15 protein-coding genes and 1 pseudogene are annotated in these 16,779 nt (G+C 55.7%); 8 read left to right on the top strand and 8 right to left on the bottom strand.

Annotation, left to right across the window (positions count from 1 at the left end):
• The first annotated feature begins 19 nt into the window (after positions 1-19).
• The 4 genes from pilM to FHS18_RS03690 all read left to right on the top strand — a co-directional run bounded on the left by pilM (position 20) and on the right by FHS18_RS03690 (position 5,813).
• Entirely contained in the window at positions 20-1,618 is a 1,599-nt protein-coding gene (gene pilM, locus FHS18_RS03705) for a pilus assembly protein PilM (RefSeq protein WP_183597068.1), read from the top strand.
• Positions 1,602-2,438: a hypothetical protein gene (locus FHS18_RS03700; protein WP_183597066.1), complete on the top strand. Its 837-nt coding sequence runs from the start codon at positions 1,602-1,604 to the stop codon at positions 2,436-2,438. The genes pilM and FHS18_RS03700 overlap by 17 nt, the downstream gene beginning before the upstream one ends.
• 190 nt (positions 2,439-2,628) lie before the next feature.
• Positions 2,629-4,497, top strand: a complete 1,869-nt coding sequence (locus tag FHS18_RS03695; RefSeq protein WP_183597064.1) for a cache domain-containing sensor histidine kinase — start codon at positions 2,629-2,631, stop codon at positions 4,495-4,497.
• A complete protein-coding gene (locus tag FHS18_RS03690; protein ID WP_183597062.1) occupies positions 4,494-5,813 on the top strand; it encodes an ABC transporter substrate-binding protein in 1,320 nt (439 codons plus the stop codon). Before FHS18_RS03695 ends, FHS18_RS03690 begins: the two co-directional genes overlap by 4 nt.
• A 180-nt stretch (positions 5,814-5,993) precedes the next feature.
• On the opposite strand, the pseudogene FHS18_RS03685 reads toward FHS18_RS03690, so the two are convergent.
• The 3 genes and pseudogenes from FHS18_RS03685 to FHS18_RS03675 all read right to left on the bottom strand — a co-directional run bounded on the left by FHS18_RS03685 (position 5,994) and on the right by FHS18_RS03675 (position 7,446).
• Positions 5,994-6,369: pseudogene (locus tag FHS18_RS03685) on the bottom strand (tRNA-binding protein).
• Positions 6,370-6,398: 29 nt separating this feature from the next.
• Positions 6,399-6,734 carry a hypothetical protein gene (locus FHS18_RS03680; RefSeq protein WP_183597060.1) on the bottom strand — a complete coding sequence of 112 codons (336 nt, stop codon included), beginning with the start codon at positions 6,732-6,734 and terminating at the stop codon, positions 6,399-6,401.
• Positions 6,735-6,747: 13 nt separating this feature from the next.
• Positions 6,748-7,446, bottom strand: a complete 699-nt coding sequence (locus FHS18_RS03675) for a pirin family protein (protein WP_183597059.1) — start codon at positions 7,444-7,446, stop codon at positions 6,748-6,750.
• 130 nt (positions 7,447-7,576) lie between these two features.
• Here FHS18_RS03675 and FHS18_RS03670 point away from each other — a divergent pair, with 130 nt between their 5' ends.
• Both FHS18_RS03670 and FHS18_RS03665 read left to right on the top strand, forming a co-directional pair.
• A complete protein-coding gene (locus FHS18_RS03670) occupies positions 7,577-8,674 on the top strand; it encodes a stalk domain-containing protein (protein ID WP_183597057.1) in 1,098 nt (365 codons plus the stop codon).
• Between the two features lie 158 nt (positions 8,675-8,832).
• Positions 8,833-9,813 carry a quinone oxidoreductase family protein gene (locus tag FHS18_RS03665; protein ID WP_183597055.1) on the top strand — a complete coding sequence of 327 codons (981 nt, stop codon included), beginning with the start codon at positions 8,833-8,835 and terminating at the stop codon, positions 9,811-9,813.
• Positions 9,814-9,885: 72 nt separating this feature from the next.
• Here the strand turns inward: FHS18_RS03665 and FHS18_RS03660 are convergent, their stop codons facing one another.
• The 4 genes from FHS18_RS03660 to FHS18_RS03645 all read right to left on the bottom strand — a co-directional run bounded on the left by FHS18_RS03660 (position 9,886) and on the right by FHS18_RS03645 (position 13,057).
• On the bottom strand, positions 9,886-11,283 hold the full coding sequence (locus FHS18_RS03660) for a TrkH family potassium uptake protein (protein ID WP_183597053.1): 1,398 nt from the start codon (positions 11,281-11,283) through the stop codon (positions 9,886-9,888).
• A 108-nt stretch (positions 11,284-11,391) separates the two neighbouring features.
• Positions 11,392-11,958, bottom strand: a complete 567-nt coding sequence (locus FHS18_RS03655) for a GNAT family N-acetyltransferase (RefSeq protein ID WP_183597051.1) — start codon at positions 11,956-11,958, stop codon at positions 11,392-11,394.
• Positions 11,959-11,993: 35 nt separating this feature from the next.
• The gene (locus FHS18_RS03650) at positions 11,994-12,509 is read right to left on the bottom strand and encodes an ankyrin repeat domain-containing protein (protein WP_183597049.1); all 516 of its coding nucleotides are present in this window, start codon (positions 12,507-12,509) and stop codon (positions 11,994-11,996) included.
• Positions 12,510-12,583: 74 nt separating this feature from the next.
• Positions 12,584-13,057 carry a hypothetical protein gene (locus FHS18_RS03645; protein ID WP_183597047.1) on the bottom strand — a complete coding sequence of 158 codons (474 nt, stop codon included), beginning with the start codon at positions 13,055-13,057 and terminating at the stop codon, positions 12,584-12,586.
• A 188-nt stretch (positions 13,058-13,245) separates the two neighbouring features.
• Here FHS18_RS03645 and FHS18_RS03640 point away from each other — a divergent pair, with 188 nt between their 5' ends.
• Complete coding sequence (locus FHS18_RS03640; RefSeq protein ID WP_183597046.1) at positions 13,246-14,001, top strand: GTP pyrophosphokinase; 756 nt, start codon at positions 13,246-13,248, stop codon at positions 13,999-14,001.
• Between the two features lie 154 nt (positions 14,002-14,155).
• Here the strand turns inward: FHS18_RS03640 and FHS18_RS03635 are convergent, their stop codons facing one another.
• Entirely contained in the window at positions 14,156-14,689 is a 534-nt protein-coding gene (locus FHS18_RS03635) for a hypothetical protein (RefSeq protein ID WP_343060379.1), read from the bottom strand.
• Positions 14,690-15,226: 537 nt separating this feature from the next.
• Here FHS18_RS03635 and FHS18_RS03630 point away from each other — a divergent pair.
• A complete protein-coding gene (locus FHS18_RS03630; RefSeq protein WP_183597044.1) occupies positions 15,227-16,735 on the top strand; it encodes a stalk domain-containing protein in 1,509 nt (502 codons plus the stop codon).
• Positions 16,736-16,779: the final 44 nt, after the last annotated feature.

Below are 16,779 nucleotides of genomic sequence, written 5' to 3'. Positions count from 1 at the left end.
CGGGAGGTGAACAGCACACATGGCCAAACGCATTGGCTTAACGATTGAGCAATCCGGCGTACGTTATGCTTCGATTCGGAAGAAGAAAGGCTGGGCCATCGATCGTACAGGGTTTCTTCCGCTTCCGGAAGGACTAATCGTCGATGATCAGATTCTGAACGAAGAAAGCTTACGACTGGCTCTTAAGGATTGGATTAAGAAAGAAAAGCTAAAGGGATCATCGGTAACGCTTGCGGTCCCAACTTCGCAAATTATTGTTCGCAAAATGCGCATCCCGACGACAAACGCGAAGGAACTGCGCCATCTTATCGAACTGGAAGTGGAAACGACGCTTCACCTCCCGTTCGAAGAGCCGGTCTACGATTACGTGAAAATAAGCGAGGACGACGAAAGCACGCAGGTATTGATCTTCGCGGCGCCGCGTAAGTGGATCGATACGGCATCGGATATGCTGCATGAGGCGGGGCTTCAAGTCAAAGGCGCCGAGATCGCGGCGGCCGCGATGGCCAAGTCGATCTTCGCGCAGCAGTTCGAACCGATTAGCGAGACGATGATCGTCAACATAACGGATACGGCCCTGGAAGTGTACCTGTTCCATGAAGGCACGCCGTTGTTCATGCGAGCCATCAATCTGAGCGAGAATATGGAACATGAAGCCGGCAAGCTGAACGAATATCAGCTTGCGGAGTTAACGGCTGAGCTTTCCCGTATGCTTAACTTCTATCAATTCGGTCTCCATGAAGGGGCATCGCGAATTACGAAAGCTGTCATAGCCGGACCGGCACCTGCCAAATTCGGCCTTATTACGGCGCTTCGGGATTCACAGCCCGAGATCTCGATTCGGGAAGCGAACTTCGAAGCTTTTGAACCTGGATTCGGGCCGGACAAACAGAATGAGGGATATCTGCTCCCCGCTGCTATCGCTCTGCCGAGTGAACGTATTTTCAAAATCAATCTGCTGCCGAAGGTCGACAGGGAAGCGAGGCTGTTCCCGTATGTGCTCGTCAGTCTGACCCTTGTGTGGGTGGCTTGTCTTGGATTGCTAGGCTACACGTACATGAACAGCCGAGCGGAGCTGGCCGACAAGGAACTTGCCGTTCAGCAGTTGAACGATGAGCTTGTCCTGCTGCAAAATGAACTCATTAATTCGCAAAAGCCTACGACTGCGGATCCAAGAGAAGTCATCGATGCGATCAAGCAGCAGCAGGTCGATGTGGTCTCGATTCTGAACGAGCTCGAGAACCGGCTGCCGAAGCAAGCTTCCATACGCTCGCTGACCTATGCCAAGAACGGTGAACTTACGATTAATACGGTCTTCCAAGCCATGGGCGATGCTTCCCGTTATCTATTCGATCTTCGTAGAATGTCTTTTGCCCAAGGTGTCAGTATGTCATCCGTAACGAAGGAAGAGACTGTTGAAGAGACGGAGCCAGCTGTCACAACGGATACCGCTACGGAGATCATTACCGATCCGGTGACGGGTGAGATTACGGTGCCGGTTGAAACGCCGACGCCAACGCCGACTGAAGTGAAGACCGAAATTGCGTATAAAGCGTCTTACAGCGTAACGATGAAGACCGTGGAAGAGGAGGAGACGACGGATGGAGCAGTTGAATAAGAACCGGACCATGATCGTGCTCATGATGTCGCTGCTCTTCCTCCTGTTGTTCGCCGCGTATATGTACGTGGTGAAGCCGGCTGCTTCCAGCGTTGAAGAGCAAGATACCGAAATCTTAAGTTTGGAGCAACAGCGGGATCTCCTCCAAAAGAAGCTAAGCGAAAAACAAGTGGACACGACCACCGAGTTTCCGGAGGAAACCGTACAGACGCAATTGCCGCTGTGGGATAATTCGGAGCAGCTTGTGCTGGACCTGCAGCGAATTGAGCAGGAAACACAGGCTACGATGACCTCTTCCACATGGATGGCGGAAACCACGGATACGCAAGAGGAGCAAGTCAGCGAAACAAGCACGACGAGTGAATCTGCGGACGGGCAAGGTACCGAAGAAGCTGTGGTTTCGCCGCTTGAGCGAGCGAAGGAGCTCAAAGTAACGGCAACGATTAAAGGACGATATTCGGAACTGTTGGCTTATATTGAAGCGCTGCAGAAACTGACTCGTCTGACTACGATCGAATCGTTGGACGTCACCAAGCCTTCCGTCAAAGATGAGGCAACGACCGATCTTACGCTGAATTTGGTCTTCATCGCTTATTACGATCCTTCTTATAAGGACCTGGTCAAAACGATTGTCCAGCCGTACAAGGAATACGTACCTGAGGACCAAGTGAATACCGGTACCGCAGCATCCAATTCCAACGGTGATTCCGCTGATTCGGCAACGAGCGAGAATGAGTCTGCCTCCGGCAACGGCAAAACGCAAGATGCCACACTAGGCAAAATCGTCGACTCGCTGGAAGCCGATACAGCAACGCAATAACTACGTTGGCTTCACATGAACTGCTTCGAGCCCTGGCCCACCGGTCAGGGTTTTTCTTATACGGCCTTCCATCGACCATATCCATTTTCTCCAATCTCTTAATTCCTCTCCTAACCCGCCCCCTGTAAGCGCTTTTTTGCTATAATAAAACAGCCTGCAAACTATTCTCACCACGAGGAGCACGACGCGCATGAGCCAGAGCGGTACAAGCCGATGGCGGTCGAAAGTGGTCAATCTGCCGATGGAACGAAAGCTGCTGCTGGTGTTCCTGGTGCTGATCACGCTGCCGCTGTCGTTTATCGGATATATCTCGTACAGCAATTATTCGCGGTCGATCGAGGACAATACGATCGCGTATTCGACGAACATGCTCGGCAGCATGATGGATCGGATCGACGACTATATTGAGGATATGATGCGGATCTCCTCGATTCCGGCGTATCAGGACGACATTAAGCAGAATTTGATCGCGTCGAACAGCTACTATGAACAGCGCGCGAAGGTGAGCGGGGATGATACGACGGCGGTGCCGCTTGATTTTGACCTGCTGCTCTCGATTCAGCGGGGAATCGAAGGGAATATTTCGTTCATCAACAACATTAAGCGTGGCGCGAATTCGGTCTATATTTTCGACCAGTACGGCAACGGGTACTATTCGACGCAGGCGGGCGGCATCCGCAGCAACATTAAGGAGAGCTATCGCGCCTGGGTGGAGAAGGTGCGCGATTCGGGCGGGGAAGCCCATCTCATCAGTACGCAGAAGTATACGAACAACTTGCAGAATGTCCGATACGCCTTCACCGTCGTGCGCAAAATCATCGACAATTCGCTGCAGCCGATCGGACTCATCGCCGTCGATGCGAACATCAGCGTGTTCGAAGATCAGATCGTCGAGCTGGACGAGGTGACGCACGGCACGACGACGATCATCGACGAGGAGGGCAATGTCGTCTACGACAGCGACAAGCAGCTGCTGGCGACCAACATCAAGGGCCAGCCGATGGCGAAGCTGGCGACGGGTCAGAAGGGCAGCTTTTATCTGGAGGAGAACGGGCAGCGCCAGCTGTACATCTATACGACGTCGCGGGATACGAACTGGAAGGTGCTGATCTCCATTCCGGTGTACGAATTGACGAAGAATTCGGTCGTCATCCGCAATGTGACGTGGATTGCGACGTTCATTACGATCGGCATCGCGCTGCTGATCTCGATCGTGTTCTCGTTCACCTTGACCAAGCCTCTCCGCAAAATGATGCGCCTCATGCGCACCGTCCAGGAAGGCGACTTCTCCGTGAAGTTCCCGGTCAAAGGCGAGGATGAGATCGGCCAGCTCGGCCGGCAGTTCAACCGGATGATCTTCCGGATCGACCACCTCATTCAAGATATTTATCAGATGGAGACGAAGAAGAAGGAAGCCGAGCTCGCGGCGCTGCAAAGCCAGATCAATCCGCACTTCATGTACAACACGCTTGAATCGATCCGAATGGCGGCCGAGCTGAATGACGATACGGACGCGGCCGATATGCTCTCGATCCTGGGTAAGCTGCTGCGTTACAGCATTAGCGATCTGCACGAAGAAGTGACGCTCGGCGGCGAGCTTAACCATGTGCGCAACTATGTGGAGCTGCTGAATTACCGCTATCCGAACCGCTTCGACTTGGTCATTGAGGTGCCGGAGGAGCTGATGCGCATGTCGGTGATCAAGCTGTCGCTGCAGCCGATCGTGGAGAACGCGATCTATCATGGCATGGATGACAGCTCACGGCTGCTCATTGCGATCACGGCCGAGGAAGCGAGACCGAACGTGCTGATCCGCATTAGGGATGACGGACTCGGCATGGATGAAACGACGCTGACCCGGTTGAACCGCTCCTTGGGCGGAACCGAGCGGCAGGCGCCGAAACCGAGCTCGACGGGCGGCATCGGCCTGCGAAATGTAAGCGAGCGCATTCGGCTCCATTGCGGCCAAGGGTACGGGCTGCAGGCGTCGAGCGCGCTGCGGGAAGGGACGGAGATCGTCATGACTCTGCCGTATCGGGAGGGGGATCGGCCACTATGAGCAAGGATCAAGGATGGTTCCGCCGCGTTATAGGGCTGATGCTGATCGCCGCAATGGCGCTGTATCTGGCAGGCTGCCAGCTGAATGAGCCGACAGGCGAGGCTGGCAAGGAGGAAGAGAAGGCGCATGAAGCGGCCGTTCAGGGTCAGACGCTCACCGTGCTCACGAACCGGGTCGATCTGGCCGAGGACGGGACGTTCGCGCGTTATGCCGAGCGATTCGAGGCGCTTCATCCCGGCGTCAGCGTGGAATTCGAAGCGTTGACCAATTATGTCAGCGACATCATCGTCAGGATGACGACGGGCAATATCGGCGACGTGCTGCTGCTGCCGAACAATGTGACGAACCAGGAGCTGCCGAAGTTTTTTGAGCCGCTAAGCAATGAACGGTTCGAGAAGCTGCGCTTCGCGGACTTCAAGACGTACGAGGGCGGCCGTTATGGCGTAGCGACCGGCGCGTCGACCGAAGGTATCGTATATAACAAGACGGCGTTCGCCGAAGCCGGGATTACGTCGGTGCCGACGACGCTGGAGGCGTTCTACGAGGCGTGCCAGAAGTTGAAGGATGCGGGCATCGTGCCGGTCTATCTCAACTACGGCGCGCAGTGGCCGATGAAGGATTGGGGCGAGATTCTGGTCAGCTATATGACCGGAGATCCGGATTATTTGAACAAAATGGTGGAGAACGAGGCGCCCTGGCAGCTGGATAATGCGTGGGGCGAGGCGATCACGATCGTGAAGACGCTCATTGCCCGCGGCTACGTCGAGCAGGATCTGATCACGAATAACTGGGAGTCGTCCAAAAGCGAGATCGCGTCCGGCCGCGCGGCGATGTTCTTCAGCGGAAATTGGGTCATTAACCAAATCGTCGGCGCAGGGGCAAGTCCGGAGGAGATCGGATACTTCCCGTTCCCGTACAACAATGACGCGCGGCATTATGCGCCGCTTAGCCCGGATTGGTTCATCGGGGTGAGCAAATTCAGCGAGAAAAAGGCATTGGCCGAGGCATGGATCGAATATTTTGTGAAAGAGTCCGGGTACGTGAACGACTCGGGTTTCCTCCCGGTCGACCAGACGCAGCCCTCCAATATGTTGCAAGTGAACGAATTCGAGTCCTACCAGCCGATCTACGTCGAGAGCACGCCGCCGACCGACGAGCTGCTGGAGATCGCGAGCAAGGCACAGATGACCTTCTGGTCAGGCGACTATATTCAGGAGTGGATTGCGGCGAAGGATCTAGCCCAAGCGTTCGAGCAGTACAATCAGCGGTGGGCGGAGGCGAGGAAGGCGGTGCTGGGACTGCCGGTATTGCCATAATATGAGCCAAAGTAAAGTAGTAGTAAAAGAAAAAGCAAAACAAAAGCAAAAGGGCTGCCGCAGCAGCCCTTTCTCTTTGCCTGGTATGTAACCATAGCAGCGCCAACCTTCACGCATCGGCGATCGGCTGAACGCAATCTCCCGCCCGTGACGTGATCCCGCTCCATACGCGAGTATCGCCTACGCGATCGGCGTGCCGTTCGGTACCGCTTCATCCGTCCGCAGCAGCACGACATCGCCTGCATCAGGCACGCCTCCGAGAACGAGGACCTCGGACTTGAAGCCGGCGATCTTGCGCGGCGGGAAGTTGACGACCGCGGCGACCTGGCGGCCGATCAGCGCTTCAGGCGAATAGCGGTACGTAATCTGAGCGCTCAAGGTCATTGGTTTGCGTTCACAATCGAGAGAGTGGGAATGCAGCATTGACCATTGTTGCTACCGGGCCCAAGTCGATACGCAGCTTGATCGCCGGGATTCGCGCTTCCGGGAAGGGCTCCGCTTCGATGATCGTCCCCATCCGGATGTCTAGCTTATGAAAATCGTCAATCGTTGCCATCGTGAATGCCATCCTTATGCTTTCAGCCGCTACACCCGTTCGTTCGTGTACGAAACGCGGGAGGAGAGTACGAGCGATAGCGTGCGCTCATCGGCGTTCCATGCCAACTGCGGCAGATCCAGATCATAGAGCCACCATTTGCGCAGCTCGCCGGTTGCGGTATTCTCTTCAAAATAGAACAGGTTCAGCTCGCTCGCCAGCCGCTCAATCTCGCGGCCGATCGCAGGTTCGACCTGCTCGACGCGAACGGACCAGCCGTTCTCATGCGGCTCAAGGGAGAACGAGCAGCCGTTCGCTTCCGTATCGAGCAGCATTCTGCCGATTACTTGTTTGATCAGCAACTTTTGCTTCACTGGGTTCGTCAAAGGTATAGCCTCCTTAAGGCAGATCGATGAGCATGAAGCGTGTCTGCTCATTCGCCTGCAGGTTAAGCTGAGTCACGTCTGTAATGCGGGCGGAGTCGCGCCAGCCGAGCGTGTCGGAGCCGTTCAGCGTAAGCTGGCCTTCGATCACGAACAGATAGATTCGTCTGCCTGCCGGCTGCTCGAATGTCAGCTCCCGGCCTGCCTCAAGCTCTGACAGGTAGATCGTCAGGTCTTGGTGGATGTACGCGACATTCGGTCCGGATTGTTGCGATACGATCGGCAGCAGTTGGCCTTTGAGCGCGTTCGTGTCATAGGTGGTCGTCTCGTAGGAAGGCGTCAACTTGCTTTCATTCGGGGTAAACCATATTTGAAGGATCTCGCAGTCCTCTTCCGTCGGATTGACCTCGGAGTGAATAAGCCCGGTTCCGGCGGACATGCGCTGTACGCCGCCCCAAGTGGTAACGGCGCTCTCGCCCGTACTGTCCTCGTGCTTCAGATGACCGGACAGCACGACGGAGACGATCTCCATCTCGCGGTGCGGATGGGCGCCGAAGCCGAAGCCGCCCTGGATGATGTCGTTGTTGAAGACGCGCAGCGGGCCGAAGGACGTGTTATTCTCATCGTAATAATCGCCGAAGGAGAAGCTGAGCTGGCTCTTGAGCCAACCGCGGTCGCCTGCAAAGCGGGAAGAAGCGGGATAAAGATTAATCAAGGCAAATCACTCCTTTTTTCCAATGGTCACCAATCATCATTACGATACCATGGTCAGCCCTTTGGTTGCAAAGAAAAGCAAGGACCAGCCATTATGCAGTTCATCATGTTTGTTCAAGGAGTCGATACTTATGAAAACTTATCCATCTCTAACTACGCGTGCCAAACGCTTCATGGCCATTCCCCTGACGGCAGCCGTGCTATTGGGAGGAACGGCGGCGCTGCCAGCGTTGTCCGGAACCTCTTACGCGGCCGTGCAATACCAGCCGGCCATCCAGTTGCAGACGCTGCAAGTGTCCATTAACGGCAAGACGGTTGCCGTGCCGGGCGGGATCTCGGAGAGCCAGACCTACGTGCAGCTGACTTTCCTGAGCAAGCAGCTCGGCCTTACGGCAGCTTGGGACCAGAAGACGAAGGTAATCTCGGTCGCGGGCAAAGGCAAGAAGCTCTCGATGAAGCTCGATGATAACGGCTTCTACGTGTATGACGTCAACGGTCACAAGCTGTCGCTGGGCAGTCAGCAGCCGATTATCGTGAAAGGCACGACCTATCTGCCGCTGCGGTTCCTGCTCGAGCAGATGGATTACAAGATCGGCTACAACAATACCGCCAAGCTGGTGACGATCGAACCGGCGAAGGTGAATGCCCTGACGCTTCAGAACGAGACCTACAACATCTCGAAGCCGAATGTTGAAGTGGACATTCAATATCCGCAGATCGAAGGTCTGGCGAACGCCGATGTGCAGGCGAAGGTCAATGCGCTGCTGCAGGCGGAAGCGGCATCCTTCAAGAAGGATGCGGAGGCGTTCGTGAAGCAAGCCGAAGAAGAACAGGCCGATGTGCCGCCGTACTCCTACGAGATCAATTATACGGTGACGAAGAACGACAACAATTTGCTCAGCGTCCGCTTCGAATATTACGCCTACACGGGCGGCGCGCATGGCATGCCGGACTATATCGGTCATACGTACGACCTGACGACCGGCAAGGAGCTGACGCTCCAGGAAGCGGCGCAGAACAATCCAAGCTACGTCAGCATCATCAATGCCGAGGTCAGCAAGCAGTTCGCGAAGTATGAGCCGTTGTTTGAACCGTTCACGACCATCCCGGCGGATCAGCGCTTCTATCTGCGGGGCGAGTCGCTCGTCGTCTACTTCACCGTGTACGAGTACACGCCGTACGCTGCGGGTATCCCGGAATTCGCGATTCCGCTCTCGAAATTCAAGTAGCATAGCAACAGCGCATGATGCCTCACAACCGAAAGCCAGCCGTCCGCGAAGGACCGCTGGCTTTTTTGTCCCGCGCTAACCGGTCGCCACCCGAGCATGTAGAGCGGCAATATGCCATAATGAACGTATACCATTGAAGGCGGAGGCTGTTGGTCAGGATGAAAGCACTCGTATTCGACCGCTTCGGCGGTCCTGAAGTATTGGAATACCGGGAGGTGCAGGAGCCGGAGCTTGCGGCAGGGACGGTACTCGTCCGGATGCGGGCGATCGGCCTTAATTTCGCCGATGTTTATCGGCGCAAAGGAAACTACCATCTGCAAGGAGAGCCTCCATACATCCTCGGTTATGAGGGAGCGGGAGTCGTCGAACGCGTCGCGGATGATGCGGAAGGGATTCGGATTGGCGATCGCATCGCGTTTTGCGACGTGCCGTTTGCCAATGCCGAGCTCGTTCGCGTGCCGGCGGCTCATGCGATTCCGCTGCCGGACGATATCGCATGCGAGCAGGCGGCCTCCTTGCTGCTGCAGGGGTTGACGGCGCATTATCTGGTGAACGACAGCTACCGCGTACAGGCAGGCGATGAGGTGCTCGTGCATGCCGCGGCGGGCGGCGTAGGGCAGCTGCTCATTCAGCTTAGCAAGGCCAAGGGAGCCCGGGTGCTCGGGTTGACCTCCTCGGAGGCCAAACGGGAGAAGGCTCTTCAGGCAGGAGCGGATGAGGTGCTGATGTATGGGAGCGATTCTTCCTTAGTGTGGAGCGAGACGGTACGCGCATGGTCGCAGGACGGCCAAGGCGTGCAGGTCGCCTACGATTCGGTCGGCTCGACGCTTATGGACAGCTTCGCTGCGGTTCGTACCAAGGGCGCCGTGGTCTTCTACGGAATGGCGGGCGGGGACCCGCAGCCGGTTGACCCCCGAATGCTGATGGATACGTCTAAGACGCTCACCGGCGGCGATCTGTGGAACCATATCACGAGCCGGGAGGAGCGGGTGGCGCGAGCGTCGGCGCTATTCCAAGAACTGCGCGAAGGCCGTCTTCGGCTGGAGGAGCCCGCGCGGTTTGCGCTTCGCGATGGAGCGGAGGCGCACCGGTTGCTCGAGAGCCGCTTGAGCACGGGCAAGATTCTCCTCATCCCTTAATCCTTGTTACAAAAAAGCCGTACACTTGGACGCTCTTGGCGTCTACTGTGTACGGCTGTTTGCGCTGCGCTGTTATTGTCCGACGATAACGGTCTCTTTGGGATATCGGATTCGCACGGGATGATCCTCTTGCTTGAGGAGCAGGAGCATGTTCAGAATGCCTACGCGTCCGATGATCATGACCGTGATCAGGATGATTTTGCCGGCGATCGACAACTCCGGCGTAATGCCCGTCGACAAGCCGGTCGTACCGAAGGCGGAGCACACCTCGAAGATGAGCTGCTGCAGCGGGAACGGATCGGTGAACGACAGCAACACGAAGGCGGTGAAGACGAGCGCCGTGGCCACGAAGAAGACGATGAACGAGCGGCGGATATCGTCTTCGTCGAGCTCGCGCCCGAACACCTTCGAATTTCGTTGCCCGCGCATATAGGACCAGACGGCAGCGATCATGACGAAGAAGGTGGTCGTCCGAATACCGCCGCCGACGCTGCTTGGCGATGCGCCGATGAACATGAGGCCCGACAGCATCATGAGCGTCGAAGGACCGAGCGCGCCGATATCCATGGTCGTCATGCCGCCGCTGCGCGACGACACCGAGTGGAAGAGCGAATAGAACAGCGTTTCATGCCAGTTTTTGTCCGCGAGGAATTGATTGTGCTCGAAGACGAAGAACATGACCGCGCCTAAGGTCGTGAGCACGCCGAACATCAAGATCGCGATCTTCGTCAGCAGGGAGAACCGGTGGCGCTCCTTGCGGTGAAGCACTTTCCATTTCAGCTCGAGCAGGACGGGGAATCCGATCCCGCCGCTAATGATGAGCAGCATCGTCACGATCTGATAGTAGTAGTCATGGGCGAACGGGATGAGCGAAGAGCCGTTCAGATCGAAGCCGGCATTCGTGAACGCGCTGACCGAAGCGAACAGCCCGTGAAAATAAGCCGTATACCAATGGTCGTGATAACCCGTTAACAACGTATGCGTGCCCAAAAGAACAGCGCCGATCAGCTCGATCACGAACGCCAGCGCGAGAATGCTCCGCATCAGTCCCACGAGTCCCGACAGCGTCGGCCGGTTATGGTCGGCGGCAATGAACATCCGCTGCTCGAGCCCGATGCGCTGGCCGAATAGCAGCCAGAAGAAGGTGCCGAGCGTCATGATCCCGATCCCGCCGATCTGGAACAAAATAATGAGAACGATCAGGCCTGCCGTGTTGAACACATCCGAGACGGAGATGACGGTCAGCCCCGTGACGCTGATGGAGCTGGCGGCGGTGAAGAGCGCATCGGTGAAGCTGATCGATACGCCGGGCTTATGCATGAAGGGCAGTCGAAGAATGCCGGCCGAGACGAAGGTAGCCACGACATAGATCAGGACGACAAGCTGGACCGGCCTTAGCTTCTTTTTGCGGTAAATCGTGCTCAAGCGAAGTGCCTCCTGTTGTACAAGTGCTTTTTTACGGTCTATCATACCAGAAATAACCTCGACGATAAAATGCCGAATCCGCCGTCATAAGAGGCGATTCGACAATTTCCCGGGTAATAGCCGAGGGAGTTTCATTTCGATCCGGATGATGCCTTACCTCAGTTGTTTTCCGGCCGTCTGCCCGGCGGCCCATTCGTGGCGAAGAATGCCCATGACGATCAGATCGAAGCTCTGGCCTCCACGAAGCACGGCGGAGCGCAGCCGCCCTTCTTGGGTGAAGCCTGCTTTCAGATACGTCCGGTACGCAGCCTCGTTGTAGGCGATGACCTCCAGGCTGACGCGGTTCAAATTCAGCTCGTGGAACGCGTAACGGAGCGTCATGCGCACGGCGTCGATGCCATAGCCTTTGCCGCGGTCGTCCGGGTCGCCGATCCCGACCGCAAGCTTGGCGGACTGATTGTTCCATTCGATGCCGTGCAGGGCGGCGAAACCGACGAGATGGTCATCGTCGAGCGTCCGCAGCATGAACTCGATCGCATCGCGGGGGACCTCGAGCGCCCGGATCGCGTCAGCATTTTGCGGGACCGCGTATTCGGTGTCGACATCCATCATATAGGCGTAGTCTTCGGTGTATGCAGCGAGAATGTCGGCATCCTCGGGTTGCGAAGCGGCGAAGCGCAACAGCTCGCCGCGGAATAAATCCGCTCTTGTAGGTTTCATAACCATCTTTCACTCCTTAGAAGCATAAGTCGATCTTAGCGGGCGCCTTGTTGTTGCAGCAGTGCGGCAACCTGCTGGTTGCCTTGGCGAAGCGCTACCGCAAGCGGCTTCTCGCCGCCCTCTATAGCGGCGTTCACATCGGCTCCGCGTTCGAGCAGCTGCTGAATCAATTTCGTATTGTCATCGTGAAAAGCGGCCACGTGCAGCACCGTATGCCCATTGCTGTCGAATAAGTTGACCGAAGCGCCATGCTGCAGCAGCATGGAGATGACAGCTTCGCTGCGGGTACCGGCAATCGCTGCGTGGAGGGCCGTATTCGAAGGGATGAACGACAGTTTGGAATGCGAGACGGCATTCACCTCGGCCCCGGCATCGAGCAGCGCCTGCACGACATCGGGATGGCCGAAGTGGGCGGCGTAGCCGAGCGGCGTCAGGCCTTGTTCATTCTCGTGATTCACTAGATCGGGTTGTGACACGATGATCGCTTGTACGTGTTCTAGCTCGTTATGTTCGATGGCATGGAACAATGCGGATAGTGTTGTCGTGTTCATATAATCGCTCCTAAGTTGGAAGTGTTGGTGGTCTTACTGATGTGACTATTGGGCAGTCTTCAGCGGTCACTAGTCTATTCGCTAGCGAGCTTCCAGCCTTGCTTGCCAATAAGCTCGATTATCGAGCCAAGCATGGCATCCTCGTAATGATCCAGGTTATAAGCCGGTTTGATCTCATAAGGCTTGAACAATCGCTTACCGTCGGCAGATTCGACGACCATATAACTGACGTACCTCACGACCTGGCCTTCATCATTCTCGTAGCCCAACGAGTAGGTGAAGATTCGTCCCAATTGGTCTTCTGGCGGAAGGGTTGATTCCGTTCCTGAAGCCATCCAATTCTCGACGGATTGAAGCTCATCGGGCTCGTGAATAGCCTGAATCAGCTCGGGCTGCGCCTTGATGGAATCGCTGCGATAGATCGAGACCAGGACCGAGGCTAGTTGTCCGGAATCGGAAGCGGCTTCTGTATCGGACGAGGAACAGCCGTTGCCGGTACATGCCAGCAGGATAAGGCCAAGTCCAATTATAATGCGACGCGTCATCATTATCTCTCCAATATCCCATTTATTACCTTCCCTATCATAACCTAGCGGCGAAGGGCGGAGTAGTCCTATTTGCTTCGTTCCATGAGCAAGAGAGGAGGCGCTCCAAAATTGTCCGATTGTTAATCGGCTGGCGAACTCTGTTATAATGGTGCGATAACGATGATTTTTTATTGAAGGGGATAACGTTCATGAGCCCGCAAGACCAAATCGCCCAATTCAAGCAACTGAAACATACGATTACCCGCTTTATGATGGTGTACAAATTCGCGCTGGACGAGATGGAGACGAAGATCGAAATTCTGAAGGAAGAATTCCATCTGCTCCATGACTATAATCCGATTGAACATACGAAATCCCGGCTGAAGTCGCCCGAGAGCATTATGAACAAGCTGTTTCGCAAAAATCTCGAGGTTTCGCTGCCGAGCATCAAGAACAATATCCGCGACATTGCGGGCCTTCGCATCACGTGCTCGTTCATCTCGGATATCTATAAAATTTGCGATATGCTGACCCGCCAGTCCGACCTGACGATTCTCGAGATTAAGGACTACATTAAGAACCCGAAGCCGAACGGCTATCAGAGCTTGCATATGCTGATCGAAGTGCCGGTGTTCATGTCCGACCGGGTCGAGAAGGTGTGCATCGAAGTGCAGATCCGGACGATCGCGATGGATTTCTGGGCGAGCCTGGAGCATAAAATTTTCTACAAATATAATGAGGCCGTACCGGAACGTCTGCTGCAGGAACTGAAATCCGCGGCGGAATCGGCCACCGCGCTTGATCGCCAGATGGAGCGTTTGCATGTGGAGATGGGCGAGATCAAGGAGAACCAGGTGCTGGATGCGGAGGAAGAGCTCAGACGTTTTCGCATCGACAACCAGCAGTTCAATATTCCAAGCGCGCTGCTCGAGCTGATCGAGGCCGAACCGAATTCGGACAAATAAGTAACAAGCACGCGTAACCTCTCGCCGCGATGAGCAGCGAGAGGTTTTTTGTCGTGTGCCGGGCGAGCGACCGCGCATCGATCAGGAAACCGTTGATCCATTACATGTCGGTCGTGCGTCTTCATAAGCATGCATAGGACTAGAGTGACGACCATTAGTTCGCCTCTCGAATGAGAGGGTTCAACTCCTCCAAGGAGCGGACCATATAGGCCAGCAGCGAAGGAATATCCTCCATCTGGTCCTCATTGATCGTTCGGCCAAAATCCACCTCGATCGTATTGCGATAGATCGTCGGTTCCTCGCCATAGACGAAGCTTAACCGTTGGACCGGCGGCTGCTCTAGCTCCCAAATCTGCTGCACGATCCGTCCGAGCTCCGCGCATATTGCCTGTTCGCCTCGTACATTCAGGTGAAAACGAAGCAGCAGCCGGCATCCCGGCGACGCGCCTTCCTGTTCCAACAGCTCGGCGGCCAGATCTTTCAGCGATGTGGTGAGCGTCACCTCTGCCGTCACATCCTTGTGTTCCCGCAGCTCGAACAACAACGTGCATTCGCGCGACATTACGGCCATATCGATCCGATCCGCCCGCCCTGTAATGGTAATCGTCTGCTCGAGAGTATCCAGATCGTAGAGCTGATTCTCGAACGCCACCTTCAAATTCTCAAAAATCGTAGGATCAAACAGCATTATAAACCTCCGTTCATGCGTCGTTGCTTCAATATAGCACGGTTGGGTGGCGCTACGCTAACAAGTGAAGTCAGCGTGTCCCCCATCAAGGGGGGGACGTCAAGCGAGAGTCAGCACGGATAGCGCCCAGACGCTCGAACTAACGAGTAACCTCCCAAGGCATCAAAGCCGCGAACGAAGCTCGAAAGCAGAGCTTTGTCCCAGGAGGACGAGGTACATTGCCCTTATGCACCTAGTCCCCGGGACAAAAGCGGGCCCCCCACGAAAGGACAGATCGAAGACGGCCGCGTAACGTGTATGGCCCATTATGGGTGTCCAGAGGGTGATAACCCTTGCGTTCCCCTCCGAGGAGGGGGAAGGGGCGAGGCAAAGGGGGTTCTTAGGGGCGCAGCCCCGCCTAAAAGGGGGCACAGGGGGAGAAATCCCCCACCCCAACGCTCAGCGTTTTTTAAGCAAACCAACCAATCTTTATTCATGGACATTCTAACGATAGATTGATAGGATAGCCTCAGGAGAATAGAGAAACCGGAGGTATCCATGACAAACTACTCACTCAAGCAGACGATGATTGCGTCCGTGGTTGCAGCGGGGCTTGTTCTTGCGCCACTGCCTGGCCTTCAGCCGGGTCATGCCGCAGCCGCTACCGCGCAGACGCTCAGCGTACAAGTATATGTAGACGGACAAAAGCTAGCGCTTACGCCATCGCCGATCGTCCAACAAGGCACGACGCTCGTACCGATGCGCGCGATTTTTAACGCATTGGGCGCAGAGGTGACGTGGAATCAGCAGACGAAGACGGTCATGGCAACGAAAGACGGCGACTCCATTTCATTGAAGATCGGGTCCGCCAGTGCAGTCTTGAACGGCACGACCGTGAAGCTGCAAGTGCCGGCCCAACAGAAGAGCGGAAGCACGCTCGTACCGCTGCGCTTCGTCTCTGAAGCATTAGGCGCGACCGTGGCAGTGAATGGGAATACCATTCAGATTACGTCCGCGCAAGGGCAGACGGAAGAAGAGAATGACAGCACGATCGTGGATACGCGAACGAAGCTCGATACGCAGCAGATTGTGGCCAAGAACGATGAGAAAGTCGTTATGATTTCGACAGATACGGCCCAAGGCAGCGGCGTCGTGGTCGGCGGCAGCCTGATCCTGACCAACCTCCATGTGGTGAGCGATGCATCGGCAGCATCCGTCACGTTGAACGATGGGACGGTGCTCCAGGTCAAAGGCATCGTCGGCTTCAGCGAAGAGAACGATCTTGCGATCATCCAGACGACCAAAGCAATCGGCGTATCGCCGGTTACGCTGGCATCGGCGGACGATATTATGAAAGGCGATCATGTCGTCTCCATCGGCAGCCCGCTCGGAGTGCAGAATACGGCCGCTGACGGCCTGATCAGCAACATCGACGGCAATTACCTGCAGACTAGCGTTCCGATCGACCACGGCAGCTCCGGCGGCGCGCTGTTCAACGAATATGGCGATCTCGTAGGTATTACGACGTCCAAGATCGAGGATACTTCCGCCGATCTGAACTTTGCGATTTCGGTGGAGAGCGTGCTGGCGCTGCTGCAGCAGATCAGCCTGAACCCGCCGGCTACCGTCGCTTTTGCCGGGGGCGCACAACAGGTGTCGTTGGCGAATGCGACGACGGACGAGATTAAGCAATATTTTGAGACCAATTATGGCGAAATCTCGACGACCAAAGGCACGACCGAGCTGAAGCAGCTCGAAGTCAAACGAGATTCGGACGGCTGGCTTGTCGTGAGCGCGGTCATCGATTCTTCGTTCTATATGCTGTATGGCAACAAAACGGCGGACGAGCTGCGTTACTGGGCGATTACGGCCGGCAATGATCTTCGCTCCGCGATCCCGAACCAGACGATCCAGTTGGTCGTCTACTACCAGCAGGACTTCAACTTCAAGCCGCGCGGCTTCGAGGAAGACGAAGTGACGGATCTGGGCAATGGCAAATGGCGCGTGCGCTATCCGGTCATCGACTTGCAGGAGAACGACAAAATTTACGTCAGCGTTCGGACGTAACGAAACGGACTTATCCTTATTCCTATACTAGCGAGATAGGCATT

It is taken from the genome of Paenibacillus phyllosphaerae (assembly GCF_014192105.1).
In the GTDB taxonomy this organism is placed as follows: domain Bacteria; phylum Bacillota; class Bacilli; order Paenibacillales; family Paenibacillaceae; genus Paenibacillus_Z; species Paenibacillus_Z phyllosphaerae.
Note: the sequence above shows the minus strand (reverse complement) of the source record. Positions and strands in the feature narration are given on the sequence as shown.